24 protein-coding genes and 3 pseudogenes are annotated in these 26,529 nt (G+C 32.7%); 26 read left to right on the forward strand and 1 reads right to left on the reverse strand.

Features of this window, described 5'->3' with window-relative positions; translation table 11 throughout:
- Nucleotides 1-317: 317 nt before the first annotated feature.
- Nucleotides 318-2,279 (reverse strand): aconitate hydratase, encoded by a 1,962-nt coding sequence (locus ACNO7W_RS11405; RefSeq protein WP_417938228.1) that lies wholly within the window; start codon nucleotides 2,277-2,279, stop codon nucleotides 318-320.
- 709 nt (nucleotides 2,280-2,988) lie between these two features.
- On the opposite strand from ACNO7W_RS11405, the gene ACNO7W_RS11410 reads away from it, so the two are divergent.
- The 26 genes and pseudogenes from ACNO7W_RS11410 to ACNO7W_RS11535 all read left to right on the forward strand — a co-directional run bounded on the left by ACNO7W_RS11410 (nucleotide 2,989) and on the right by ACNO7W_RS11535 (nucleotide 26,527).
- Entirely contained in the window at nucleotides 2,989-3,858 is an 870-nt protein-coding gene (locus tag ACNO7W_RS11410) for an ABC transporter permease (RefSeq protein ID WP_417938229.1), read from the forward strand.
- 280 nt (nucleotides 3,859-4,138) lie between these two features.
- Nucleotides 4,139-5,503 carry an ATP-binding protein gene (locus ACNO7W_RS11415; RefSeq protein ID WP_417938230.1) on the forward strand — a complete coding sequence of 455 codons (1,365 nt, stop codon included), beginning with the start codon at nucleotides 4,139-4,141 and terminating at the stop codon, nucleotides 5,501-5,503.
- Between the two features lie 183 nt (nucleotides 5,504-5,686).
- A pseudogene (locus ACNO7W_RS11420) lies at nucleotides 5,687-6,082 on the forward strand (ATP-binding cassette domain-containing protein); the annotation flags it as partial.
- A 53-nt stretch (nucleotides 6,083-6,135) separates the two neighbouring features.
- Complete coding sequence (locus ACNO7W_RS11425) at nucleotides 6,136-6,618, forward strand: hypothetical protein (protein ID WP_417938231.1); 483 nt, start codon at nucleotides 6,136-6,138, stop codon at nucleotides 6,616-6,618.
- A gap of 96 nt (nucleotides 6,619-6,714) precedes the next feature.
- On the forward strand, nucleotides 6,715-6,891 hold the full coding sequence (locus ACNO7W_RS11430; RefSeq protein ID WP_417938232.1) for a hypothetical protein: 177 nt from the start codon (nucleotides 6,715-6,717) through the stop codon (nucleotides 6,889-6,891).
- A 465-nt stretch (nucleotides 6,892-7,356) separates the two neighbouring features.
- A complete protein-coding gene (locus ACNO7W_RS11435; RefSeq protein ID WP_417938233.1) occupies nucleotides 7,357-7,716 on the forward strand; it encodes a DUF1016 N-terminal domain-containing protein in 360 nt (119 codons plus the stop codon).
- A gap of 79 nt (nucleotides 7,717-7,795) precedes the next feature.
- Entirely contained in the window at nucleotides 7,796-8,032 is a 237-nt protein-coding gene (locus ACNO7W_RS11440; protein WP_417938234.1) for a hypothetical protein, read from the forward strand.
- 8 nt (nucleotides 8,033-8,040) lie between these two features.
- Complete coding sequence (locus tag ACNO7W_RS11445) at nucleotides 8,041-8,328, forward strand: type II toxin-antitoxin system RelE/ParE family toxin (RefSeq protein WP_417938293.1); 288 nt, start codon at nucleotides 8,041-8,043, stop codon at nucleotides 8,326-8,328.
- 179 nt (nucleotides 8,329-8,507) lie between these two features.
- Nucleotides 8,508-8,729 (forward strand): annotated as a pseudogene (locus tag ACNO7W_RS11450) (ABC transporter ATP-binding protein); the annotation flags it as partial.
- 308 nt (nucleotides 8,730-9,037) lie between these two features.
- Entirely contained in the window at nucleotides 9,038-9,922 is an 885-nt protein-coding gene (locus ACNO7W_RS11455; RefSeq protein WP_417938235.1) for an FkbM family methyltransferase, read from the forward strand.
- Between the two features lie 27 nt (nucleotides 9,923-9,949).
- Nucleotides 9,950-10,798, forward strand: a complete 849-nt coding sequence (locus ACNO7W_RS11460; protein ID WP_417938236.1) for a glycosyltransferase family 2 protein — start codon at nucleotides 9,950-9,952, stop codon at nucleotides 10,796-10,798.
- Nucleotides 10,799-11,023: 225 nt separating this feature from the next.
- Entirely contained in the window at nucleotides 11,024-12,295 is a 1,272-nt protein-coding gene (locus ACNO7W_RS11465) for an ABC transporter ATP-binding protein (protein ID WP_417938237.1), read from the forward strand.
- Nucleotides 12,296-13,261 (forward strand): FkbM family methyltransferase, encoded by a 966-nt coding sequence (locus ACNO7W_RS11470; protein WP_417938238.1) that lies wholly within the window; start codon nucleotides 12,296-12,298, stop codon nucleotides 13,259-13,261. It begins immediately after the preceding gene.
- A gap of 61 nt (nucleotides 13,262-13,322) precedes the next feature.
- A complete protein-coding gene (locus ACNO7W_RS11475; protein WP_417938239.1) occupies nucleotides 13,323-14,558 on the forward strand; it encodes a glycosyltransferase family 4 protein in 1,236 nt (411 codons plus the stop codon).
- Nucleotides 14,559-14,561: 3 nt separating this feature from the next.
- Nucleotides 14,562-15,647 carry a glycoside hydrolase family 99-like domain-containing protein gene (locus ACNO7W_RS11480; protein ID WP_417938240.1) on the forward strand — a complete coding sequence of 362 codons (1,086 nt, stop codon included), beginning with the start codon at nucleotides 14,562-14,564 and terminating at the stop codon, nucleotides 15,645-15,647.
- Nucleotides 15,647-16,573: a glycosyltransferase gene (locus ACNO7W_RS11485; RefSeq protein WP_417938241.1), complete on the forward strand. Its 927-nt coding sequence runs from the start codon at nucleotides 15,647-15,649 to the stop codon at nucleotides 16,571-16,573. Before ACNO7W_RS11480 ends, ACNO7W_RS11485 begins: the two co-directional genes overlap by 1 nt.
- A gap of 120 nt (nucleotides 16,574-16,693) precedes the next feature.
- The gene (locus tag ACNO7W_RS11490) at nucleotides 16,694-17,542 is read left to right on the forward strand and encodes a glycosyltransferase (RefSeq protein WP_417938242.1); all 849 of its coding nucleotides are present in this window, start codon (nucleotides 16,694-16,696) and stop codon (nucleotides 17,540-17,542) included.
- Nucleotides 17,543-17,549: 7 nt separating this feature from the next.
- Nucleotides 17,550-18,392, forward strand: coding sequence for a glycosyltransferase family 2 protein (locus ACNO7W_RS11495; RefSeq protein WP_417938243.1), 843 nt, complete (start codon nucleotides 17,550-17,552; stop codon nucleotides 18,390-18,392).
- Between the two features lie 56 nt (nucleotides 18,393-18,448).
- Entirely contained in the window at nucleotides 18,449-19,558 is a 1,110-nt protein-coding gene (gene wecB / locus ACNO7W_RS11500; RefSeq protein ID WP_417938244.1) for a non-hydrolyzing UDP-N-acetylglucosamine 2-epimerase, read from the forward strand.
- Entirely contained in the window at nucleotides 19,555-20,796 is a 1,242-nt protein-coding gene (locus ACNO7W_RS11505; RefSeq protein ID WP_417938245.1) for a UDP-glycosyltransferase, read from the forward strand. Before wecB ends, ACNO7W_RS11505 begins: the two co-directional genes overlap by 4 nt.
- Before the next feature lie 6 nt (nucleotides 20,797-20,802).
- On the forward strand, nucleotides 20,803-21,711 hold the full coding sequence (locus tag ACNO7W_RS11510; RefSeq protein WP_417938246.1) for a glycosyltransferase: 909 nt from the start codon (nucleotides 20,803-20,805) through the stop codon (nucleotides 21,709-21,711).
- Nucleotides 21,712-21,739: 28 nt separating this feature from the next.
- Nucleotides 21,740-22,417, forward strand: a complete 678-nt coding sequence (locus tag ACNO7W_RS11515) for a cytidylyltransferase domain-containing protein (RefSeq protein WP_417938247.1) — start codon at nucleotides 21,740-21,742, stop codon at nucleotides 22,415-22,417.
- A gap of 9 nt (nucleotides 22,418-22,426) precedes the next feature.
- Entirely contained in the window at nucleotides 22,427-23,467 is a 1,041-nt protein-coding gene (locus tag ACNO7W_RS11520) for an N-acetylneuraminate synthase family protein (RefSeq protein WP_417938248.1), read from the forward strand.
- Nucleotide 23,468: 1 nt separating this feature from the next.
- Entirely contained in the window at nucleotides 23,469-24,590 is a 1,122-nt protein-coding gene (gene neuC / locus ACNO7W_RS11525) for a UDP-N-acetylglucosamine 2-epimerase (RefSeq protein ID WP_417938249.1), read from the forward strand.
- A gap of 217 nt (nucleotides 24,591-24,807) precedes the next feature.
- Nucleotides 24,808-25,731 (forward strand): annotated as a pseudogene (locus tag ACNO7W_RS11530) (IS1595 family transposase).
- A gap of 52 nt (nucleotides 25,732-25,783) precedes the next feature.
- On the forward strand, nucleotides 25,784-26,527 hold the full coding sequence (locus tag ACNO7W_RS11535; RefSeq protein WP_417938250.1) for an FkbM family methyltransferase: 744 nt from the start codon (nucleotides 25,784-25,786) through the stop codon (nucleotides 26,525-26,527).
- Nucleotides 26,528-26,529: the final 2 nt, after the last annotated feature.

Raw genomic sequence — 26,529 nt, forward strand, 5'->3', positions numbered from 1 at the left:
TTAAATAACAGTTTGATTCACCGAGTAAAAGAATCCGTGTAAATCGGTATAATCTGTACAATCTGTGGGCTAATATTTATGCTTTATAAATGTACAAACGACGAAAATTGTATTCGAAATGATTTTAGTCCGCATTACGGATAGTCATATATTTTTATGTCCCAACATTTTGCTCACGCTTTCTATGGGAACACCATTTGTGAGTGTTACAGTCGTCGCAAAAGTGTGTCGGGTAAATTATTTCCTGGTCTGTTAAATCTTGTTCGTTGTTATTGCTAAAACGTTGAAAAGTATATTTTAAATCTTTTTCAAATTTTTTATGGATTGAAATGTTTCTTATCTTTTACATAATTTATAGCACCACCCTTTAAGATTACTTCAATTTGCCGGTCACTTATATTCAAGACGAGCGGAATTTTCATTTGCTTCCCAATTACTTTTGCATTCAAAACGTTCCTGTTTTTTATTGCTGATCTCAGTCCTTCGATTCTTAGTACATCACCCTGTTCCAGTTTGTCAAAATCATCTTTATTTTGGAATTCGAAAGGGATAATGCCGAAGTTAATCAGGTTCTGCCAACCGATTCGTGCGTACGATTTTGAAATCGTAAATAGTTGGCCTAAATATCTTGGGGCCAATGCTGCATGCTCTCTGCTGGAGCCCTGTGCGTAATTTTCGCCCGCTACCACACAAAAACCATTGTGCTTGTTTTGGTTTTCTATAGCCCGATCGTAAAAGTGCTGGTCAATCACATAATAAGAATATTTGCTGATTTCAGGAATATTGGAGCGTAACGGCAATACATCTGCACCCGCTTTTAATATTTCATCTGTAGAAATGTCATCTCCCATTTTTAAAAGAATGGGGATTTCCAATTCGTCAGGAAGTTCGCCAAACTCGGGGAGCGTTTTAATATTCGGGCCTTTGATCAATTCAACCGATTTTCCATTGGGAGGAATCAGCATTTGCTGATTCACATTAATAGTGTCCGGTTCTTTCCATTTTGGATAAGTAATATTGAATTGTTTTTCGAGATCTCTTGGGTCAGTAATCTTTCCTGTGAGTGCAGCGGCGGCGGCAGTTTCCGGACTACAAAGGTATACCTGATCATCAAGCGTTCCGGAACGTCCCGGGAAATTACGAGGCATTGTTCGGAGACTGATGCTATTGGTAGCAGGTGCCTGCCCCATACCAATACAACCCATGCAACCTGATTGATGAACGCGGGCACCGGCAGCAATCAAGGAAGCAAGAGCCCCCATTTCTGTCAGATTTTGTAATATCTGACGGGTGGAAGGGTTGACATCAAAAGAAACCTCCGGAGATGAAAATTGTCCTTTTACAATTTGGGAAACAATCCAGAAATCACGCAGCCCCGGATTGGCTGATGAACCTAATACAACCTGCGATACAGGTTTGCCACTCACTTCTCTGACCGGGACTACGTTACCGGGGCTACTGGGAATTGCGATTAAAGGTTCCAATTCAGATAAATTAATTTCTTCATCATGATCATAAGCAGCTCCTTCATCTGCTTTCAGCTCTATCCATTGGTCTTTCCGTCCTTCTTTTCGAAGAAACTCTTTTGTGATTTCATCAGAAGGGAATACCGAAGAAGTGGCACCCATTTCGGCACCCATGTTGGCAATAACATGCCGATCCCAAGCGCTAAGGTATTGGAGTCCGGGGCCATAATATTCTAAAATATATCCGCGTCCGCCATTTACATCATAGCGTCTTAACATTTCTAAAATCACATCTTTTGCACTGACCCAATCCGGTAATTTGCCCGTAAGCTTAATCCCCATTATTTTTGGCATCTTCACAAAATACGGTTCGCCGGCAGCTGCAAGAGCCACATCCAATCCGCCGGTACCGATGGCCAGCATTCCGATACCACCCCCTGCGCAGGTATGACTGTCAGAACCTAACAGCGTACTGCCGGGTTTGCCAAATCTTTCCATATGTACGGCATGACTAATTCCGTTCCCCGGTCTACTAAACCAATACCCAAAGCGGGCAGCAGCCGATTGCAGAAAAAGATGATCGTCCATATTTTTGTAATCGGTCTGCAGTAGATTATGATCCACATATTGAACAGCGACTTCAGCTTTGGCTCTTTCTAATTGAAAAGCTTCTAATTCAAGCATGATTAAGGTTCCGGTAGCGTCTTGTTGCAGCACATGATCTATCTTTAATCCAATTTCGCTTCCAGGCTTCATTTCACCTGAAAGAAGATGACTGCTAATCAATTTTTGGCTAACGTTTTGATTGTTCATGATTATTTTCAGATTTGTTTTATGTAATGTATCTGTTTTAAAGTGAATGATTTGTATGTTATTTTAGAGTGTATTAAAGTTACTCATTTTTAACTTACGTTAAATTATATTTATTCCTTTTATAACAGTGTTCTGTTATATATTTTAATCCAATTCAAAATTAATTCTATATTCCCGCTCCCTTTTTTATCTGGTTTTTTTACATAAGTAAAGATTGTGAAAATGTGATAGGCCTATTGCATTTTTATATTTAGGAGTTTGTTTGTAGTTCTAAATCCCTAAAAGTTATAGAATATCAGGAATGTAATCCTTAAAAGTTATAGAATATCGGGAATGTAATCCGTAAAAGTTGTATTTTTATTATTCCTGTATCGTTTAGGACAGATAATTTTTTATAATATAAAACAATTTGAACGGAAGGATGATGGTGATTTTCTTTGATAACGATTCTTTAAATTAGCAAGGTGCTTTAAGTTTATTTTTCTAATCGTAGTTCAGATCGATTGCATTAAATGAATAAAAGCTAATTCGAAAAAGAATTAATCTGTCAAGCGATTTTTAATGCAATACCAAGAGCAAATTATTTATATTTGCTTCGTAATGATAGTATTTAACGAATAAAGAAAAGTGCGCTCGACTGCAGCCTGTCCTGAGCGAAGCCGAAGGGCTCGAGAAGACAAAATCAACACTAGGATTTTAGCACAAACCCATGAGCCAACCCGAACATACAAATACCACTTGGCTGTTTGAAATAACACCCAAAAATAAATTCTTTTCTCTTAATCTTAAAGAGGTTTGGCAATACCGCGATTTGCTGATGCTTTTTGTGAAGAGAGATGTGGTGACTGTTTATAAGCAAACTGTTTTAGGACCCCTCTGGTACCTGATTCAACCTTTGTTTACTTCTATTACTTTTACCATTATTTTTAACAACGTGGCAGGAATTGATACGGGAACAGTACCTCCGTTTTTGTTTAACTTGGCCGGAATTACGGTTTGGAATTATTTTACTGCTTGCCTCAACGATACCTCGGATACATTCAAGAAAAATGCCGCTATTTTTGGAAAAGTTTATTTCCCTAGAATTATTATGCCTCTTTCTATAGTTATTTCTAATTTGCTTAAATTTGGAATTCAATTTCTGATATTTATTGCTTTTTATATTTATTATTACTCTCAGGGTGCAGGGATTAGCTTAAATGGAACGACCCTTTTTTTTCCTTTACTAATTGCCTTGATGGGTATTTTAGGGTTGGGATTGGGAATGTTTATTTCGTCCTTGGTTACCAAATACAGGGATTTTAGTTATCTCATCAGTTTTGGCGTACAATTACTGATGTATGTATCGGCAGTAATGTATCCTATGGCCCTAATCAAGGAAAAAATCCCCAATTATAGTTGGTTGGTTCAATATAATCCGTTGGCTTATGTGATAGAAACCACACGCTATATGTTGCTGAATGTTGGTCATATTTCTATATTGGGTTTAAGTTATACGTTCTTAGTAACGGTAATTGTGTTTTTTGTGGGATTGTTGGTTTTTAATAAGATGGAGAAGAGTTTTATTGATACGGTTTAGGGAGTAGTGGTCAGTGTTCATTCGCATGTATTCAGTTTTTAAAACTTCTGCAATCGAAAATCATCATTCAACAATCAAAAAAATAGTGATCGGTAATCAGGTTTCGGAAGGTAGGTAAATGATTTCAGATAACAGGTTTCAGATGGCAGTTTTCGGGTTTGACATTGTATTAAACATTGCTTTTTTTTACAGAGGACAGGATTTTTTTAATCGTCAGACATCAATAATCACATAATTAGTGCTATATTTGTGATTAAAAACACATAAAACATATTAAATAGTGGGAATTACATTCAAAAGAACCTTAGAGACCGATTTAATCCGGTGGAGTACTGCGCCAAATCATAAGCCATTGATTCTAAATGGTGTACGACAGGTTGGGAAAACCTACTTAATGAAATGGTTAGGAACGCACCACTTTAAAAAGATGGCCTATTTTAATTTTGATGAAAAACCCGAGCTCACGCAATTTTTTGAAAACACAAAAGACGTCCATCGAATTTTGGAAAATTTATCCATTGTTCATGGAGGGGAAATTGACTCTGATACATTGGTTATTTTTGATGAAATTCAAGAATGCCTCCCCGCTTTAAACACCCTTAAATATTTTTTCGAAAATTTACCTCAAGTATATGTTATTAGCGCCGGCTCTTTATTGGGTATTTCACTTGGAAAAGCGCATTCTTTTCCGGTAGGGAAGGTTCAGTTTCTGACGCTTTATCCACTTGGATTTACGGAGTTTTTGGACCAATGCGACCCTAAATTAGGAACCTATTTAAAAGGGATTAAAAAAATAGAACCCATACCGGATCTCTTTTTTTCGTCAATCAAGGACAATTTTAAAAAATATTTAATCACAGGCGGTCTGCCAGCTGTAGCTTTAACATTTTTGGAGACCAAAGATTTTGGGCAAGCTGATGCGGTTCTGAATGACTTAATTCGTTCCTACGAACTTGATTTTGCCAAACATCCTGTTATGAAAGATATAGCCAAAATTAGTTATGTATGGCATTCTCTTCCTTCTCAACTTGGCCGAGAAAATAAAAAATTTGTCTATCAATTGGTGAAACCCGGGGCAAGAGCAAGAGAGTATGAGGATGCTATACGCTGGTTAGAACAAGCTGGATTAGTGTATCGTATTCATTTGTGTAAAATTCCAAAACTGCCTTTATCTGCCTATGATGATTTGAGCGCTTACAAAATTTATGTTTTCGATGTTGGGATATTGCGCAAACAGTCTAAACTTGATCCCATTGCATTTACGGAGGGGAACAGACTGTTTGTTGAATTTAAAGGAGCCCTTTTGGAAAACTATATTTTACAAAGTCTTATTCCTCAATTTGAGGTAATGCCCCGCTATTGGACATCGGGGAATGAAGCCGAGGTTGATTTTATTATTCAATCAAAAAATGAAATCATCCCTATCGAAGTAAAATCGGATGAGAATGTAAGAAGCCGTAGTTTAACGTTTTATGCCAAAAAATACAGTCCTCCCCTTCGAATAAAATATTCCTTAAAAAACCTATCCTATCGAGATGGATTGCTAAATATACCGCACTTTATGGCCGATTATACTACAGCACTAATTGCATTAATTGATACTGTAAGTAGTTTTGAAAATCAGGACACAAAAAATATTGAATAATTGAAATAGCTTCCTTAAATTTGGCAAATGTCATTAGGTGTTCAGTGATTAGGCAGCAGGTTTCAGATTTCAGATTTCAGATTCAGGATTATATCGCTATTGAAATTATTGTTATTTTTTATTTACATTGAAATTATCAGTTAACCATTTCAACACATAACCGATTAACCAATTAAACCTCCCTTGAAAGACATTATATTAAAAGCCGAAAACATATCCAGTGCCATACCGCTTGGGTCAGGTAGGCACCGGTACGCTGCCCTTCGACCCTTCGATAAAAACTCAGGGCAGGCTCTGCTCAGGATGACGACTTAAACCGGTGGTGGCATCAGATGCGCGGCAAAGAAAATCCGTATTTAAAAATTGGCGATACCAATGACCGCAGTACTAAAGGCGAGAGTGATTATGTTTGGGCCTTGCAGGATATTAATTTTGAAGTGGAACGTGGGGAGATTTTAGGTATTATAGGAAAGAATGGAGCGGGGAAGTCTACCTTAAAGATGCTATCCCGCGTGACGGAACCTACAACGGGAAGTATCAAATCTAGGGGGGCGTATTGCTTCTTTGCTGGAAGTTGGTGCCGAATTGATATTTCCGAATTAACTAAAACCTTTTTTTTGTAAATTTGTATAATGAAAGATAATTCAGCAAAAGGACTTGATTTTGTTATTGATAAACTAACCAATTCAATTGAAAATGTGGTTACTGGCGACAGTTTCGCAACCGACATTTCTCTATTGACCTTTAATGATTTAAAAGCAATTACCAAAAGAAATAAATGGCTTTTTGACTGGAAAGCAGAATTTGCCAAACCTGAAAGAGATGTCTATAAACTTACGATTGTAAATAATGCTACAATTATTCAGGGATTGGTAAGTTTAGAAGTGAAAATAGACCATGTTTATATGCATTTGGTAGAAAGTTCACCGTTTAACAAAGGAAATGCGAAAGTTTATTCTGGAGTTCCTGGAAATTTAGTGGCTTATGCCTGTAAACTTTCCTTTCAACGTGGACACGAAGGAAATGTGTCTTTTATATCAAAAACGCAACTTGTTGAACATTACGAAAAAACGCTTGGAGCATTTCATTGTTGGGGGACGTATTATGATTATTGAAACCCAATCAGCACTGAAACTAATTAATAAGTATTTTAAAAATCAATAAGAGAAATTGCGAAGCACATAACAAATACCAACTTAAAAATAGAAATGATGCGTAAGATAAAAAAAATAGAATTAGAAGTAGATTTCATTGGCGGAGAAGGTTCATTGACAATTGAAGAAGAAAAAGCCTTAAGTGACTTTTTTAAACAACGAAAATTGATTTTGTCTAGTCCGGAAATTAAAAAATCGGTGCGAAAAACGAAACAGAAAAATAAAACTACATAAAGACACTTCTTGTAAAATTGGTTTGTTCGAAAATAACTAGCAAGCCATTGTCATCCCAAGCTGAGCCTGCCCAAACCCAAAACCCAATATCATCCTGAGCAGAGCCTGCCCTGAGTTTTTATCGAAGGGTCGAAGGGCCGTTTTATCTGCCAAATCTGTGGGCTAATAAGTCAAATTCAATTACAACTATAAAATTCAATTGCAATAGAATCGCAATGAAAATAATAAATAAACTTCAACCATTTCAACACATAACCCATTAACTATTGAGATTATGTTTTCAAGGCCCTCATTGAAGATAATAGTTTAGAATTTGTAAATTAGTGGTGCAATAAAAAAATGAAAATAGGATTAATGTCATTTATAATAGTATTTTAGTCCAATTGTAACATCTGGCAAACTTTAGAAACTGATTTGTCAAGTATTAAAAATAGGTAAGAGGAACTTTTCGAGAAAAAAGGTAGAATGAAAAATGGATTAAAACATGGCGAAGATGTACTACTATCCGATATTAGGTCAATCATCTATCAAACAAAAGAAACGGTAAGTAAAATTATCACGTCAAATGTTGCCACAATGTATTGGAAAATTGGAAACAGTATAAATTCCGAAATACCGGACAATCAGAGAGCTGAATACGGGAAACAAATTGTCGCTACACTGTCACGACAATTGACAATCGAGTATGGTCGTTCCTACGAAGAGAAAAACTTGCGCAGAATGATACAATTTGCTAATCAATTTTCTGACATAAAAAATGTCGCTACGCTGTGGCGACAATTGAGCTGGTCTCATTTCAAGATAGTAATTCCCAATACTGATTAACTATTGCTTTTTTAGGTTGTAAATCGACTGTAAAATAAAACTATTTGTTACATTTGTTTATAAACTAAAAAAAGCAAAAATGAATGCGATACGACAATTTGTTGAGGTAAAAAACCATACTTTTACCATTGTGCTTCCTGATGATTTTGATGCCAGCAGTGTTGAAGTTATTATTTTGCCCAAACAACAAAATAAAATTGAACTTTCGGACGAAACAAAAACATTACTTGATTCTCGATTAAATGATTACATGCAAAATCCAGATGAAGTGAAAGATTTTGATTTGTTGCTAGATGAATTGGAACAAGAATTATGAAATGGAAGATGGTATATAGGCCATTTGTAAAACATGATTTGCAAATGGCAATACATTATTACAAAGCAATTTCTCCTAATTTAGCAAAGGACTTTTTAAATAGAGTTAGAGAAGCTGAAAAACATATTTCGCAAAATCCTTATGGAGATGATGTTATGTATAAGCAAATTAGAATGCATAACCTAAAACAGTTTCCTTATCATATCTATTTTTTTGTAGATGATGAAAATAAAAAGGTTATTATTCTTGCAGTAGCCTTTTCAAAAAGAGAAAATCTAAATTTTTCCGATAGATAAAAATCCCACTTAATAGATTACAGTAGTTTTATTCAGATAAAATCAATTTTAATATATAGTCTATGATTATTTGTATGTTCTGTGTTAGAATTTTCAGTAATTTTTAGAAAACGCAAGGGGTAATTTTTAAAACAACAATCTATAATGCCATAACCCAACACCCCAAACCCAACACCCAATTGAAAGACATCATCCTTAAAGCCGAAAACATCTCCAAACAATACCGCTTGGGGCAGGTAGGTACGGGCACATTGAGTCATGACCTGAACCGTTGGTGGCATCAGGTGCGTGGTAAGGAAAATCCGTATTTAAGAATTGGAGATACGAACGAACGCAGTATCAAAGGTACAAGTGATTATGTGTGGGCACTACAGGATATTAATTTTGAGGTTGATGACGGCAGTTTTTATAAAAGAGGAAAAAGAGTACCAAATATTCAAAGTAAAGTTTTTATTGGTCGCAAGCATAGTTTAAAACTATGCACTTTAGTGCATTTCGCTTTTAGCTTCTAAAAAAAATCAAACACGAATTTCACTAATTTTCACAAATTAATTCGTGGTAATTTGTGAAATTCGTGTTTAAGTATTACATTTTTCATTCTTGCAGACTTTCAGTCTGCCAACCAAATCTATGAACTTTTAGTCCATAGTGGTTTAGTTGATTTTGAAATGGAATTTAAATAAAAAAGTAAAGATTTAATAATAAATTAATGAAAGAATATATCCATAAAGTATTAAGAAAATTTGGTTACAAAATTTCAAATATATCAAAAAAGGAAAAAGAGTTACAAAATCTGATACGAAGTTTTGCAGTTCAAAATGACATACATAATTTAGTTTTTAGATCAGCTCCTTATTTATTTGAAATTAAAAAATATTTTCCAAAGCTTGTTCTGGAGAGCCATAAGGAGGGTGTTTTAGCCAGTTTTAATGATTTAAAATTATACATAGAAACACCAGAAGAATTTTTTATACTTAAGGAGGTATTTATTGAAAAAGATTATAATTTATTGTCTAATGAAAGCTTCGTTGTTTTTGATATAGGAATGAATATTGGCATCAGTTCTTTGTTTTTTGGATTAAAAAAAAATGTAGCTAAAATATATTCTTTTGAACCTGTTGTAACAACATACAATCAGGCATTGTATAATCTTGAATTAAATAAAGCCTATTCCAGTAAAATAGAAACGTTCAATTATGGTTTAGGCGGTTCCACTCGAATGGAGAAAGTACTATATAATTCACAAGCAAAAGGGAACTGTGGTATACGATTGGATTCAAGCCTTGTTATAGACAGGAATAATGCCAAAGAAATTGAAATAGGTATTAAGAACATTAGCGATATACTTCCTGATTTGATTGCAAAACATTCAGGACAGAAAATGGTCTTAAAAATAGATTGTGAAGGTGCTGAGTATGAGATAATGCAAAAATTGAATGACACAAATTTATTGGTTGACATTGATGTATTGTTAATCGAATGGCATGATAAAGGAGCTAAAATACTGGAAGATATATTAATAAAAAATAATTTTAGAATAATTTCAAGGTTTTTGACTTCAATTACCGGGATGATTTATGCTTTTAAAAAATAAAGACAAATAGTTTTAAAGCTTATGCAAATGCTTGAAGTTTCCATCATTGTTCCTTGCTATAACCAAGCCGAATACTTGGACGAAGCCCTGCAATCCTTATATGACCAAACCTATACTAAGTGGGAATGTATTATTGTCAATGATGGCAGTCCGGATAATACCGAAGCAATTGCACAAAAGTGGGAGGTTAAAGACCCTCGTTTTACCTATTTGTATAAGGAAAATGGAGGCGTTAGCAGTGCCAGAAATTTAGGGATTGAAAACGCAAAAGGAGAATTCATTGTAACTTTGGATGCCGATGACAAGTACGAAGCTACCTTTATTGAAAAAGCACTTACCGTTTTATTGAATAATGACGAAGTGGGCATAGTGAGCAGTTGGGGTATTTATTTTATGGAGGATAAACAATTTCAGGTATATAAATCAATAGGTAAGTCTATTACTGATTTTTTGTTTCATAATGCCGCAATTGGAACATCATTATTCAGAAAAGAATGTTGGGAGAAAGCGGGTGGATATGATGAAAATCCAAGAAATGGTTATGAAGATTGGGAATTTTATATACGAGTATGTAAATTAGGTTGGAAAGTTCATATTATTGAAGAAGTTTTATTTTTTTATAGACAACATGTGGTTTCCAGGAGCACCGGAATGAATCTAGTGGATAAAGAGACTAAGAAATATATTTACATGAAGCATAAGGATGTATATTTTATGCATTATGAAGAATTAATAGATCGTTTTTTAACGGCTTCTGATTTAGAGAAAAAAGAAATTAATAAATTTAAATATACGATTGATTATAAAATAGGGGCTGCACTATTGAAACCATTACGAAGCCTAAAATGGTTTCTTTTAAAAAAGATTTTTAAGTGATAAAAATTTTAGGCAACTTTCAGAAAATCAAAACCCCGAAGATATGGGATAATTGAAATAGCTTCCTTAAATTTGACAAATAGCAGTTGTCCGTTATTGATTATTCTTTGTCCGTTTTTCTGTTGCCAAGTAAAATTAACAACAGATAACAAATTATTTAAATGTTGAATAACGAATGACGAATGGTGAAGTTTTAAAACCCAACACCCCAAACCCAATACCCAATTGAAAGACATCATCCTTAAAGCCGAAAACATCTCCAAGCAATACCGCCTCGGGCAGATAGGTACGGGCACATTGAGTCATGACCTGAACCGCTGGTGGCATCAAGTGCGGGGTAAGGAAAACCCGTATTTAAAAATAGGGGATACCAACGACCGAAGCACCAAAGGCACGAGCGATTACGTTTGGGCCTTGCAGGACATTAATTTTGAAGTGGAGCGTGGCGAGGTGTTGGGTATCATAGGCAAAAACGGAGCGGGAAAATCGACACTGTTGAAAATATTATCCAAGGTTACCGCACCCACTACAGGCAGCATCAAGTCTCGAGGACGCATTGCCTCCTTGCTCGAAGTGGGCACGGGATTTAACCCGGAGTTGACCGGCAAGGAAAATATTTACCTGAACGGCGCCATTCTAGGCATGACCAAAAAAGAAATCGCCTCGAAGATCGACGAAATCATTGATTTCTCTGGTTGCGAGCGCTATATTGACACGCCGGTAAAACGCTACAGCAGCGGGATGACGGTGCGTTTGGCTTTTGCCGTGGCGGCCTTTCTCGAACCCGAAATATTAGTGATTGATGAGGTTTTGGCGGTGGGTGATGCCGAGTTCCAGAAGAAAGCCATTGGCAAGATGCAAGATATTTCCAGAACGGGAGGGAGAACCGTTTTATTTGTGAGTCATAATATGGCGGCGGTACGGAGTTTGTGTACAAGGGGAATTCTGCTCGAAAATGGGAAAATTAAAGATATAAATGACATAAATAGTATAATCTCTAATTATCTATTATTGAATTCAGATTTAAGTGCTGAATGGAAAAGGGATATGAAAACTGAAAGTGATTTATTTTTTGATAGAATTTATGTTTCAAATTCGGATTTGCAAATTACAAATCAAATTGCCTCGGGAGAAGATTTTACAATCAATATTTTTTTAAATGCCATTAATAGTATAAGTCATTCTACAGTTTCAGTTAAGTTTGTGAATACGGAAGGTATTACTGTTTTTACAACTTCTTTACATGATTGTGAAAATGATTTTGAAGTTATAAAAAAAGGAAAATATAAACTAATTGTAAATATTTCAAAAAATATACTTTTATCTGGTAGCTATAGTTTAGTTATTGCTTGTTTCATTTCAAGAATTAAGCTTTTTGATATTTTAGAAGATAAAATATCAATTAAAATTGAGGATTTGGGGATTAGAAAAAGAGATTTAGATAGAGAAGGTTTTTTTGTACCTAATTATAAATGGAATTTTTTGAAATTAGATTAAATGAAAACTAACAAATTCTTCAGTATTATCTTTAACTTATTATTGAAATCTGTTAAGTTAAGAGATAGGAATATATTTTTTAGAAAAGTTTGGTTTTTTGTTTGGAAATATTCAACAAAGAATTACGATGGAGCTGTTTCTACCATAATTCATGGATTTAAAGTTAAAGTTAATAATGGCTATTCTTATCCTTTTTATGCTAGATTATTCCCAAATTACAACAATCCATTAATTCAGCTTGTTTACTCAGTGTATGAATTATTAGGGCGTAAAGTTTCTATAATCGATGTAGGTTCTGCAGTAGGTGATACAAATTTATTATTGATTAGAAATTTGCCAAACATGATAGAAACATTTTATTGCGTTGAAGGAGATTCTGAATTTTTTAAGTATTTAAATGAAAATAAATCACATTTTCCTAAGTGTAAACTTTATAATAATTTATTAAGTGAGAGTGATGGAAATGTTGTCAGAAATTTAATAAAAACCCATTTAGGAACAGCTAGTTCAATTGGTGATAACAATGTTGAGACATTAAGTTTAGATACTTTATTACAGGATACTTTATCTAATCAGATAGATATTCTTAAAATTGACGTGGATGGTTTTGATGGTAAAATATTAAAAGGTAGTAAAAAAATAATATTAAAATTTAAACCTTTGATAATTTTTGAGTGGCATCCAATGATGATTAAAAATACTAAAAATGATTTTCATGAGCCTTTTGAAGTTTTAAACAATTTAGGATATAATAAATTTTTATGGTATACTAAATATGGTAATTTTAGTCATTTTAGTTTAAATGATGATTATCTAAACAGAATAGAATTAAATAAAATTTGTTTAAGAAATATTCATGATTATGATTGGCATTATGATATAATTGCAATTCATGATGATTCTAGTATTGACTTAGTAAAACTTGCAGAATTAGAGAAAGCTAAAAAAAAATCTTCTAGATTTTAATTTTTTATAAAAAATAATTATTGATTTTCGATTGTATTATATAAACTGACAATTACTTAAGATGAATGTATTGTTTGACGCTACTTGGATTGGATCCAACTTAAATAAAAATGCTATGCATGGTGGTCTAAGAGTTATTTATGAATTAACTAAAAAGTTAGAAAACAGTAATGAAGTTGATTTATTTTATTCAATAAATCATTATAATAAAAGTTTAATTAAAAATTTGGTTTCGATACTTGAAGAAGATTACGAATTGAATTCAATAAATAAAATTTTAAATAAGCAAAGTGAATTATTTAGATATGAACATTTTTTAAATTCGAAAATAAACTCTTATCTATTTAAGTATTTGGGCTTGAAAGAAACTTTTAAACTAAATAACTTCAACAATAATAAATTGAGGTTAATAGATGTATATCATTCACCTATGGAAGCAATTCCTAATGAAATAAAAAATTATAAAAATATAAAAAGAATATTTACATCACATGATGTAATGCCCTTTGTTCGTCCAGATTTAGCTCCCAAGAGTTTTGGTAATCTTTTAAAACCTGCTTATGATTCAGTTGATAAAGATACTAATGTAATTTGTGTTTCAAATTTTACAAAATCTGAATTGTTGAGTTTTAGAAAAGATTTAGTGGAAGATAAAATTGATGTTGTTTACCTTGGCGCGGATAAGAAACTTTTTTTTCCTAATGAATGTCAAACTCAATTTTCATTTATCAAGAGTAAATATGATTTAAAATTTGAAAAATATTTATTGTGCTTAAATAGAAATCAGAAGTATAAAAATACTGAACATATTATTAAAGCTTATATTGAATTAATTTTGAGTGAAAAAATATCAGATTTAGGAATTATTTTAATAGGTACTTTTGAAAATGATGAATTAAAAAGAAAATTTTTAAATAAATATAAAACTTATAAAAATATTCATTTTATAGAATATGTTCCAGATAATGAGTTGTCTGTTTTTTATTCAAATGCTTTATGTTTTTTATATATGTCACTTTATGAGGGATTTGGACTTCCAGTAATTGAAGCAATGCAATGTGGAACACCAGTAATTGCATCAAATCAAGCATCTTTGCCTGAAGTTATTGAAAGCGCAGGTATTTGTATTGACCCTTTTAATGTAGAATTATTAAGCGATAAAATTAACTCCATTTATAAAAATCATGAATTAGCCAATGAATTATCTATAAGATCTTTAAAAAGAGCTAAATTCTTTTCATGGGAAAAGAATTTAGACGAAACAATTAAGATTTATAAAAAAGCAATCAATAATTGATTTATGATTAAAATAAAACCCATTGCCATTTATTTACCCCAATTTCACCCCATTCCCGAGAATGACGAATGGTGGGGGAAAGGTTTTACGGAATGGACAAATGTTGTAAAAGCGAAACCTCGTTTTGAAGGGCATTATCAGCCTCATTTACCAGCAGATTTGGGCTTTTATGATTTACGATTAGAAGAAACTCGTTTAGCACAAGAAGCGATGGCTAAAGAATATGGAATTTATGGTTTTTGTTACTACCATTATTGGTTCAATGGTAAAAGAGTTCTTCATGAGCCATTAGATCGTAAGTTAAAGAATTTGAATGAAGATTTTCCATTCATGATGTGTTGGGCTAATGAGAATTGGACAAGAGTTTGGGATGGAGGAGAAAAGGATGTTTTATTGAAGCAAGATTATTCTACAGAGGATGATAGAAATCATATTCAGGTTTTAATAAAGTACTTTAGAGACGAAAGATATATAAAAGTTGAAGGAAAGCCTGTTTTTATAATTTATCGACCTAAATTGTTTCCAGATATACAAAAAACGATAGCGATATGGCGAGAGGAAGTAAAGAAGTCAGGTTTTCCCGATTTATATTTGGGTTTTTCTCAAAATTTTGAGCATCGATACGAACCCAAAAGTAAAGGATTTGATTTTGCTTTTGAGTTTCAACCTAACTTTTTGAATACTTCATCAAAAATATCATTTCCAAGAACTTTTATAGAGAAAGCTCTTCGAAGAATTAAAAAGAAAATAAAACTTAAAGTATCGGATTTAAATTATTATATTGATTATTCTAGTTTTGCAGTCAAACAGATAGAAAGTACCTTCAAAAAAGATGTATATCCAGGAATTACTCCTATGTGGGATAATTCAGCAAGAAGAAAAGAGAATCCTTTTATTCTTCATGATTCAACTCCTGAGAAATATAAAAATTGGTTCCAATATATCAAAGAAAATTATCCTTGGGACACCGTTCCAGAGAATTTTTTATTTATCAATGCTTGGAACGAATGGGCGGAAGGGAATCATTTAGAACCCTGCCAAAAATGGGGAACGGCTTATTTGGAAGCTACTAAAGCCGCATTGAAATAATGCTAGCTATCGTTATTCCATACTACAAGCTCACTTTTTTTGAAGCCACATTACGGTCGTTGGCCAATCAAACGGATAAACGATTTAAAGTATATATTGGTGATGATGCAAGTCCTGAAAATCCAACTAATTTATTAGAAAAATATAAAGGATTATTTGAATTTGTTTATCATCGATTTGATAGTAATCTAGGAGGTATTTCTTTAGTAAAACAATGGGAACGTTGTGTGGCAATGATTGGTGATGAAGAATGGGTGATGATTTTGGGTGATGATGATTATTTGGAAAAAAATGTTGTGGCTTCTTGGCATGAGAATTACCGTATTTTTAATAAAAAAGCGAATGTTATTCGTTTTGCATCCAAAATAGTAAATGAAGTATTGGGTGTTATTTCGAATACTTTTCGGCATCCTAAATTTGAAAATGCTGGTGATTCTTGGTTTAGAAAATCTAAAGGAAAAACTAGAAGTTCTCTATCTGAATATATTTTTTCAAAAGAATCCTATCGTTTATTTGGATTTAAAAATTATCCTTTAGCTTGGCATAGTGATGATAGAATTTGGTTAGATTTTGCAAACGGAAAGCCAATTTATACTATTAATGAAAGTAATGTATTTATTAGGGAATCAAATAGTAGTATATCAGGAAAACAAGACAATAAAGATTTAAAATATATAGCGAAATTACAATTTTTAAAAGATATTATTTTTGAAAAATTGCAAATATTTAATAAGAAGCAACGTTTAGAATTACTGCTTGATTATGAAGTTAAAATAAAATGGGTAAGAAAGTTAACTTTAAAAGAATGGTTTTTTATGTTTCAATTCTATTTGAAAAATTTTAGTATTATACCATTTCTTAAATTGATAAGAAGGTTTTTAATCTCTTTAGGTTTAATTTCTCGAAGCTCTGCTTCGAATGAATAAAAATATTTCATTTAATACCTCGCGGGCTCTGCCCTGAGGTAGTTTATTTGATGAAATCATCCGTTTAGATTTTTAGCTTTATGGTAAATCAAGAAATATTTAATATTTTAGTTAAATTAAGTGAAAAGTAAATTATTTTTATATAGAATTAAAAGATTTTTGATCAACTCCTTTTCCTTATTGGACTGGAGGGTTAGATTTATTTTTTTTTATTTTTACAATCCTATTTTTAATAAAATAGTTAAAGAACAAAATCTAGATTTAAAAAAAATTCCAATAATAATAATAAATTTTAATCAATTGGAATACCTGAAAAAATTGATTGATTTTTTGGTAAAAAACGATTATGAGAATATTGTTGTCATTGATAATAATTCAACTTATCCTCCTTTACTAAATTATTATGAGAAAATAAATGATTTAGCTAATGTTATTAAAATGAAAACAAATCAAGGTCATAGAGTTTTTTGGAAAAACAAAGGTTTATATCAAATATATGGGAAAGGCTATTATGTAATTTCCGATTCAGATATTGAGCCAAATGATAATTGTCCAAAAGATTTTTTGCTGCATTTTAAAAAGATTTTAGATAAAAATAAAAATGTAATAAAAGTGGGATTTAGTTTAAGAATTAACGATATACCAGATTCAAACAAACATAAGAGTAAAATATTAAATTGGGAAAAACAATTTTGGGATAAGAAAGATAGAAATGATAATTATATTTCTGAGATTGACACAACTTTTGCTTTGTATAGACCAATTAATCAATTTAATCTTAAATTTTTTTATAAAGCAATTAGAACTAAATCACCGTATATTGCAAAACATGGTGGTTGGTATATTGACCATGAAAATTTAACGGAAGAACAAGATTTTTACATGAAAACGGCTAATGGATCAAGCTCCTGGAAAGTAGATAATAAGGGCGAAGTTTTAGAGGGAATGTATAAACAATATTTAAAATAAAATCCAAATGGATGTAAGTATAATTTTTGTGAATTATAATACTTGTAAACTAACAATTGAATCTATTGCTTCTGTTTATAAATATACAAAAAAAATAAATTTCGAAATTATAGTTGTTGATAATGATTCAATGGATAACTCGGTAAATGAAATTAAAAACAAATATCCAGATGTTAATGTTATAAAAAACAGTAAAAATATTGGATTTGGTCAAGCCAATAATAAAGGAATGGAAATTGCAAAAGGAAATTATTATTTCTTGTTAAATACTGATACTTATTTAATTAATAATGCAATAGAAATTTTTTTTGATTTTTTGGAAAGAAAAGAAAATAATGAAATTGCAGTAGTAGGGGGGCATTTGTATAAACCAAATGGAGATTGGAATGTATCTTCAGGACATTTTCCCAATTTTAAACTTTTTATTAAAGGTTGTTTTTGGAGGTATTTCTATAAAAAAGAATTTTATGAAGAGGAAGTCTTAAATCCAATATTAATAAATAGTGAACAGCCTTATGCAGTTGACTATGTTTCTGGTGCGAATTTTTTTGTTAGAAGCCATGTTATAAAAAGAGTTGGGGGTTTTAATAAAAGGTTTTTTTTATATTTTGAGGAAACTGAGCTGACCCTGAGAATTAAAAGAATATTACAACAATCTAAAGTATATATAATTCCACAAGCCAATATTGTACATATTGGTCAAGGCTCTAGTTTAGATAGTATAAAAAGTTTAAAATTTAAATTACAGTACTTAAAAAGTAGATCTTTATATTTTAAATATCAAAATGGTTATTGTGCTTGTATAATGGTCTACATTAAAGGTTTAATTAGGATCTTTTTTAAAAGATAGTATTCACTAATAGAATTTAAAAATTTATAAAATTACTTTAAAAAGAATATTAGTACATGAAAATCTTACTCTGTTTTGGTACTCGTCCTGAAGCTATAAAAATGGCACCATTATATCACGAACTCCAAAAAAGTAGTTGTGAGGTGAAGGTATGTGTCACGGCACAACATCGTCAAATGCTCGACCAAGTGTTAGATTTTTTTGCTATTGTTCCCGATTATGATCTCGATTTGATGCAGCCCAATCAAACTTTAAATGGATTGAGTGCTAATATTATTTCAAAAATGGATGAAGTTTTGACTAAAGAAATGCCAGATTTAGTTTTGGTGCATGGTGACACCACAACTTCTTCTATGGTAGCTTTGGCAGCTTTTCATTTAGGGATACGAGTGGGGCATATAGAGGCAGGATTGCGTACCTACAACAAACAAGTGCCATTTCCGGAGGAAATCAATCGTCAAATCACCAGTAGGATAGCTGATATTCATTTTACGCCCACAACACAAGCTACAAAAAATTTGTTGAACGAAGGAGTTTCTGAAACATACATAGTCGAAACCGGAAACACTGTTATTGACGCCTTGTTTTGGACTGCCAATAAAATTCAAGAAGCAGGTTATTTGCATCCCGAAATAGAACAATTAAAAAAGTGTATTCCAACCAATAAAAAAATAGTATTGGTAACCGGGCATCGCCGTGAAAGTTTTGGTGAAGGTTTTCAAAACATTTGCGAGGCATTGTTGGCAATTTCAGAAAGAGCCGATGTAACTATTGTATATCCAGTACATTTAAACCCCAATGTGAAAGATGTGGTATATGAATTTTTATCCAACAAAGAAAATATTTTTCTTATTCCACCTGTATCATACCCAGCATTTGTTTGGTTAATGCAACAATCTTTTTTGATAGTATCTGATTCGGGGGGTATTCAAGAAGAAGCGCCATCACTGGGAAAACCTGTTTTAGTTACAAGAACTATTTCTGAGAGACCCGAAGGAGTGTCAGCAGGATTTTCGAAATTGGTAGGAACGGATACACAAAAAATCATGAAGAATATGGAGGCTATTCTAGATGATTTCACAGGTTTTGAAGAAAAACGAAATCCATATGGGAATGGAAAAGCCTCCCAACAAATTGTGGATTTTTTATTAAAAGAACCAAAATGAAAATACTCGTAGTAGTCGACTCCATAAACATCGAGGACAGCAGTGGCTCAAAGGCCAATGTGGCACTGATTCATAATCTGGCAGAAGCGGGTTTTGAAGTTTTGGTGTACCATTATACTCTTAAAAATATTCAATTATCTGGTGTGAGTTGCTTTGCCGTTCCAGAGATAAAATACAGTCCTTTGTATTTTTTAAGTCGGATGCAACGGGTTTTAAGCCGGAATTTTAATGTTAATTTAGCCTCTTTTCTGGAGCAACTGTTTGGCTTTTCGTTTACTTTTTTCAATGATGCCAAAAGTATTGCACGAGCCTTGAAAAAAAGTACGTTCGAACCTGATTTAGTACTGACCTTGAGTAAAGGCACTAGTTTTAGACCACATTATGCCGTTTTAAAAATGTCAAAATTACATGATAAATGGATGGCGTATGTACATGATCCATATCCGATTCATTATTATCCACGACCTTACAATTGGATAGAATCTAGTTACAAACAAAAAGATCAATTCTTTATAAAGGTTTCCCAAAAAGCCAAATATTCTGCGTTTCCCAGTTTGTTGCTCCAAGAATGGATGGGAAGTTATTTTCCAAATTTTCTCATAACTGGGATGGTTATTCCGCACCAAAATGCCAAATATGATGTTGAAAATACTAAGTTTCCTTCCTATTTTGATAAGTCAAGATTCAATATTTTGCATGCCGGGAATCTGTTGGCGCAACGTTCTCCTGAGGGTTTAATTGAGGGATTTAAATTGTTTTTACAACAAAATCAAGATGCCAGAAAAGAGGTACGACTTCTTTTATTGGGGAATGCCTCAGATCATACTATAATGCTCGAAGAGTATAAAAAAAACTGTCCCGAGATTTATATTTACAATGGCAATGTGGTTTTTGATACCGTATACCACCTTCAGCAAAATGTTTCCGTTAATGTTATTTTGGAAGCAAAATCAGAAATAAGTCTCTTTCTTCCAGCTAAGTTTCCCCATTGCATAGCAGCTAATACGGCAATCCTTTTGTTGGCACCCTATTATAGCGAAACCCGAAGATTGTTGGGTAACAACTATCGGTATTGGTCAGAAGTGGATGATGTAGAAAGTATTGCTTTCATAATTGAAAAGTTGTATCAATTATGGAAACAGAATCCCGATAATTTGCTTTTGAATAGAAGTGATTTAGAGGACTATTTGTCTGTCAATTATTTGAAGAATGTTATTAATGATTTGAAAATAAATTAATCAGCAATGACCGAAGCCTCTTTTTCCATACTCATCACCACCAAAAATCGTAAAAATGATTTGGCTTTTACGTTAAATAAAATCAATTATCTCTTAGAAGATAAGACCGTGGAATGCGTAGTTTTTGATGATGGATCCACTGATGGTACTTATGAGTATGCAAAGCAAAACTTCCCCAATATAAAACTTCAAAGGAATGCCGTTTCAAAAGGCTATCTTTTTTGCAGGAATAAAATGTTGAATGAAACCAAGGCCGCTTATGCCATTTCATTAGACGATGATGCTCATTTTGTTACCAAAAATCCTTTGGGATCCATACGAAAACATTTTGAGGAAAATACCAATTGTGGTTTGCTCGCCTTGCGCATTTTTTGGGGATTGGAAGAACCTGTTTCCGAATTATCTAACGAAAAATCACATCGTGTGCAAGGATTTGTGGGTTGTGCGCATGTGTGGAGAATGCAGGCTTGGCGTGACATTCCCAATTATCCGGAATGGTTTATTTTTTATGGAGAGGAAGATTTTGCTTCTTGTCAATTGTTTAAAAAAAACTGGGAAGTTCATTATCTGTCCGAAGTCTTGGTGAACCACAGGGTAGATGTAAAATCGAGAAAAAATAATGCGGATTATGCCGTTCGTTTGCGAAGATCCTTGCGTTCGGGTTGGTATTTGTTCTTTTTGTTTTATCCCATTCGTATTATCCCCAAAAAAATGGGGTATTCTATTTGGATGCAATTCAAACTAAAGGTTTTTAAAGGTGATTTTAAGGCTTTAAAAGCTATTGTTCTGGCGGTATTAGATTTAGTATTGGCTATTCCTAAAATTATGCAGTATAGCAACCGATTGTCGGAGCAGGAGTTTGATTCCTATCAGAAATTAGAAATGACAAAAATATATTGGCAACCAAAAAAATAACTATTTTTAGCAAATACTTTTTTTTAAAATGAAAAACATAGCAATAATTCCAGCGCGTAGGGGTTCTAAAAGGTTACCAAATAAAAATAATCTTCTTTTTGGAGGAATCCCGCTTATTGCTCACAGTATTTTATTGGCTCAAAAGAATAAAGATATTATAGATGAAGTTTATGTATCTACAAATGATGAAACAATAAAAAAAATTGCACTACAATATGGAGTGAAAGTGATTGACAGACCGGAACATTTGTCAGGGGAATTTGAATCGACATTGACTGCACTACAGCATGCGCTGGAAGTTATCGAAGATAGTACTGTTGAAAATGTAATTTTATTACAACCAACAAATCCTTTGCGGCCTGAAAATTTGCTTCAGGAAGCTTTTGAAAGGTATCGAATGACTGATTCGGATAGCTTGTTTACCGTTACCAGGAATCATCAAAAATTAGGGAAGATAACAAGCAATTGTTTTGAACCTTATAATTATACTATAGGGCAACGCAGTCAGGATTTGGAACCGCTTTATTTTGAAAATGGGTTGTTATATATCAGTAAATCAAGATTGATAAGAGAAGGTAAAATTATTTCAGAAAATAGTATCCCTTATGTAGTAAATCATATTTTTGCCAGTATTGATATTGATACTCAAGATGATTTCGATTATGCAGAATATTTATATCAAAAACTCATAACTTATAATTTATAACTTACTTTGATGAATCCATACATAGAAATAGCCGGAAGAAAAATTGGCTCTGATTTCCCTCCATTGGTTATTGCCGAGATTGGCATTAATCATGAAGGGTCTTTACAAATAGCAAAGGAAATGGTCGATGCAGCGCATAGGGCAGGTGTTGAGATGGTCAAACACCAGACTCATATAGTCGAAGACGAAATGAGTGGTGCCGCCAAGAAAGTGATTCCGGGCAATGCCGATGTTTCTATTTATGAAATAATGGAAAGGTGTTCGTTAAACGAAGCCGATGAATTAGAGTTGAAAAACTATGTAGAAAGTAAGGGCATGATTTTTATTTCTACCCCTTTTTCAAGAGCTGCTGCCGAAAGGTTGAAAACTTTTGATATTCCAGCTTATAAAATAGGTTCAGGTGAATGTAATAATTATCCTTTGTTGGAACATATTGCTTCTTTTGGCAAACCAGTTATTCTAAGTACCGGGATGAATACTATTGAAAGTATTCGCAAAGCAGTTGCCATTTTTGAAAAACTTACTGTTCCTGTGGCGCTTTTACATACCACTAATTTGTATCCAACTCCAATTCATTTAGTACGCTTTGGCGCAATGGCGGCCATGCATAATGCCTTTCCTGATAAAGTATTTGGGTTGTCAGATCATACTCTCAATAATAATGCATGTTTAGGAGCTGTGGCATTGGGAGCTTCTATTCTGGAACGTCATTTTACAGACCACATGAATCGAACCGGCCCCGATATTGTATGCAGTATGGATGAGAATGCTTGCATCGCACTCATTGTAAATAGTGCTGAAATAGCACAAATGCGAGGAGGAACTAAACAGCCTGCTTTAGAGGAACAAGTTACAATCGATTTTGCTTTTGCAACTGTTTGTACTATTGCTACCATTAAAAAAGGAGAGCTACTTACCAAAGAAAATATTTGGGTAAAAAGGCCAGGAACTGGTCAGATTTTAGCAGAACACTATGAAGATATTATAGGTAAAATTGCAGTCAAAGATATTCAAATTGATATGCAAGTAGATTGGAGCGATTTTGAATAATATGAAAAAAATCTTATTCCTAACCGGAACCCGTGCTGATTTTGGAAAAATAAAATCATTAATTTCTGTGCTTGATATCCATCAAGATTTTGAAGTTTTTGTTTTTGTTACGGGTATGCATTTGCAAAAAGAATATGGATATACTCTTTTAGAAATAGAACGTTGCGATTTTAAAAATATCCATAGGTTTGAAAATCATACCCACGAAACTACAATGGATTTAACATTAGCCAAAACTATTGAAGGTTTATCCGGCTATTGTAAACAAGTACAACCGGATTTGATTGTGGTTCATGGTGATCGTGTAGAAACTTTAGCAGGAGCTATCGTTGGTTCTTTAAATAATATTTTAGTAGCACACATTGAAGGTGGAGAATTATCAGGAACGGTTGATGAATTAATTCGGCACAGTGTCAGTAAATTAAGTCATATTCATTTTGTTTCTAGTGGTGATGCAGCAAAACGTTTGGTTCAAATGGGTGAAATGGAATCTTCAATTTACACTATTGGTTCTCCCGACATTGATATTATGTTTTCAGATTCGCTTCCTGATTTAGAAACAGTGAAACGGTATTACGAAATAGATTTTGAGGACTATGCCATAGTGATGTTTCATCCGGTAACTACAGAAGCCAAAGAAATGAAGCTGCATGCTAATAATTTTGTGGAAGCTATATTAAAAGACACTCATAATTATGTTGTAATCTATCCAAATAATGATTTAGGAAGTAAATGCATTATTGAGGAATATGAAAAATTAAAGAATAACTCCAGATTTAGAGTTTTTCCATCCCTTCGTTTTGAATATTTTTTGAGTTTATTAAAAGATAGCCAGTTTATTATAGGAAACAGCAGTGCCGGGATTAGAGAGGCACCCTATTATGGCATTCCAATTATCAATATCGGGACACGTCAACAAAACAGGACAGTGCTTACAGCCATTATTAATGTTGATTATACACCTGAAAATATTGCTGCCGCTTTGAAAAAGATACATAGGCACGAAGTTAAAAAAACGAATCCGGATTTTGGTCAGGGAAATAGTACCCAATTGTTTCTGGAATCAATGGAAAATGGAAATATTTGGGTAATCAACCATCAGAAACAATTTAGGGATATATAATGCTTTTCAATTCTTTTCAATTCCTGATATTTCTCCCCATTGTTTTTACCATATATTGGTGGGTCAATAATAAAAGCCTGCATCTTCAAAATTTTGTGCTGTTACTGGCCAGTTATTTCTTTTATGCGTGTAGGGATTGGCGTTTTTTGTTTTATGACTGTCCGTAACTTGTACCAATAAGTAAAAAAGACTATATTTGGGTATATAGACTCCTAAAATCCATCACATGAATTTACGTGCCTTTTTCGAAAAATATCCCGACGAATCATCTTCAATAGAAGGTTTTAAAACGCACCGTTTAGAATTAGGTGTTGTTTGTAAAAAATGTCAACACACTGAACACTATTTTAGGAAGACCGATTTGAAATTTCAATGTAAAAAATGTGGTAGCCGTGTTAGTTTGCGTTCAGGCACGGTTATGGAAAATTCGAACTTACCGTTTCAATATTGGATGCTTTGTATAGAGTTGATGACTTTATCAAAGAAGAGTTTTTCAGCTTTAGAAATGCAACGTATGTTAGGGCATCAACGGTATGAGCCAATTTGGTTTATGATGCATAAAATACGACGAGTGATGAGTAAACGAGATGAAAAATACCAATTGAAAGGATGTTTAGAATTTGATGAAGGTTTTTTTGAAAGAGTTGACAATAAAGAGGTAGTGAAAGAGAAAGAAGAGCCGAATAGTGGTGAATCTACTCAAAATAAAAGAGGCAGAGGTTGCGAAAGACAGTCCAAAGTTTTGGTAATGGTAGAGTCTGAGCCAAGTTTATCTGCTCCAAAAAAAGGTAAACCGAACAGTAGGTTATCTAAAAATGGTAGTCATGGAAGATTTAAAAGCAGAAACGATAAATAAAGAAGTTGAAAAATCTGTAGATAAATCAGCAAATATTTTAACAGATGGCTAATTAGTGGAGGTAATTGCTAAACATAGCGTTATAATAGAACCTAACAAAACAAAATCTGCTAAAATTTTTCCATGGGTCAATCGAACAATTAGCAACGCAAAAAAAAGGGCTTTTAGGAATACATCATAAATGATCAATACATGCAAAATTATTTAGATGAATTTTGTTATAAATTTAACAGAAGGTATTTTGGAGACCAACTATCGGAAAGACTCCTAATTGCAGCTCTTTAAACGACTTGGTATTAGTAACGGACAGTCATATAAAAAAATATAGATATACAATATGAATACAAAAAAGCTAAAGATTTATCTTAAAAAAATGATTTATAAAAAGGGATATAAATTTAGTAGAACCCGTAATTTTGTTTTTTTGGATAGTATTTTGAATAAATTATTAGCTAGAAATGGCGAAATTTGTTTTGTTCAAATTGGAGGGAATGATGGTATTAATGATGACCCTTTATATCATTTTGTAACTTGGAATAAAAATAAAATTAAGGGATTTATTTTAGAACCCGTATTGGATTACTTTAACGAATTACAAAAAAATTATAGAAATCATCCTTTAATTAATACGCTTAATTTGGCCATTCATAACACAGAGGAAAATATAATAATCCATCGAGTAAACCCAAATAAAGCCTCTATGTTACCTAAATACTCTAAAGGTATAGCTTCATTCAATAAAGAACACCATATAAATTGTAAAATAGATTCAAAGCATATTTTAGAAGAAAAAGTGGTTTGTATTTCATTAGAAAATCTAATAAAAACTAATAATATTAAAAATATTGATTTGCTTCAAATTGATGCGGAGGGATATGACTCTGAAATTATCTTAAATATTGATTTTAAAGAGATAAAACCATCAATTATTAATTTTGAGTATTATATTCCTAACACAATGAGTAAGGAAACTTTTAATCAAATTTTGAAAATATTGAATGACAATGATTATGAAATTTGGCAAGAAGTTAATGACATAACTGCTTATCAACGCAATTTATTTGTTAAAATCGATTCTTAAAT

This window comes from Flavobacterium sp. ZB4R12 (genome assembly GCF_048276375.1).
GTDB classification, from domain to species: Bacteria; Bacteroidota; Bacteroidia; order Flavobacteriales; family Flavobacteriaceae; genus Flavobacterium; species Flavobacterium gawalongense.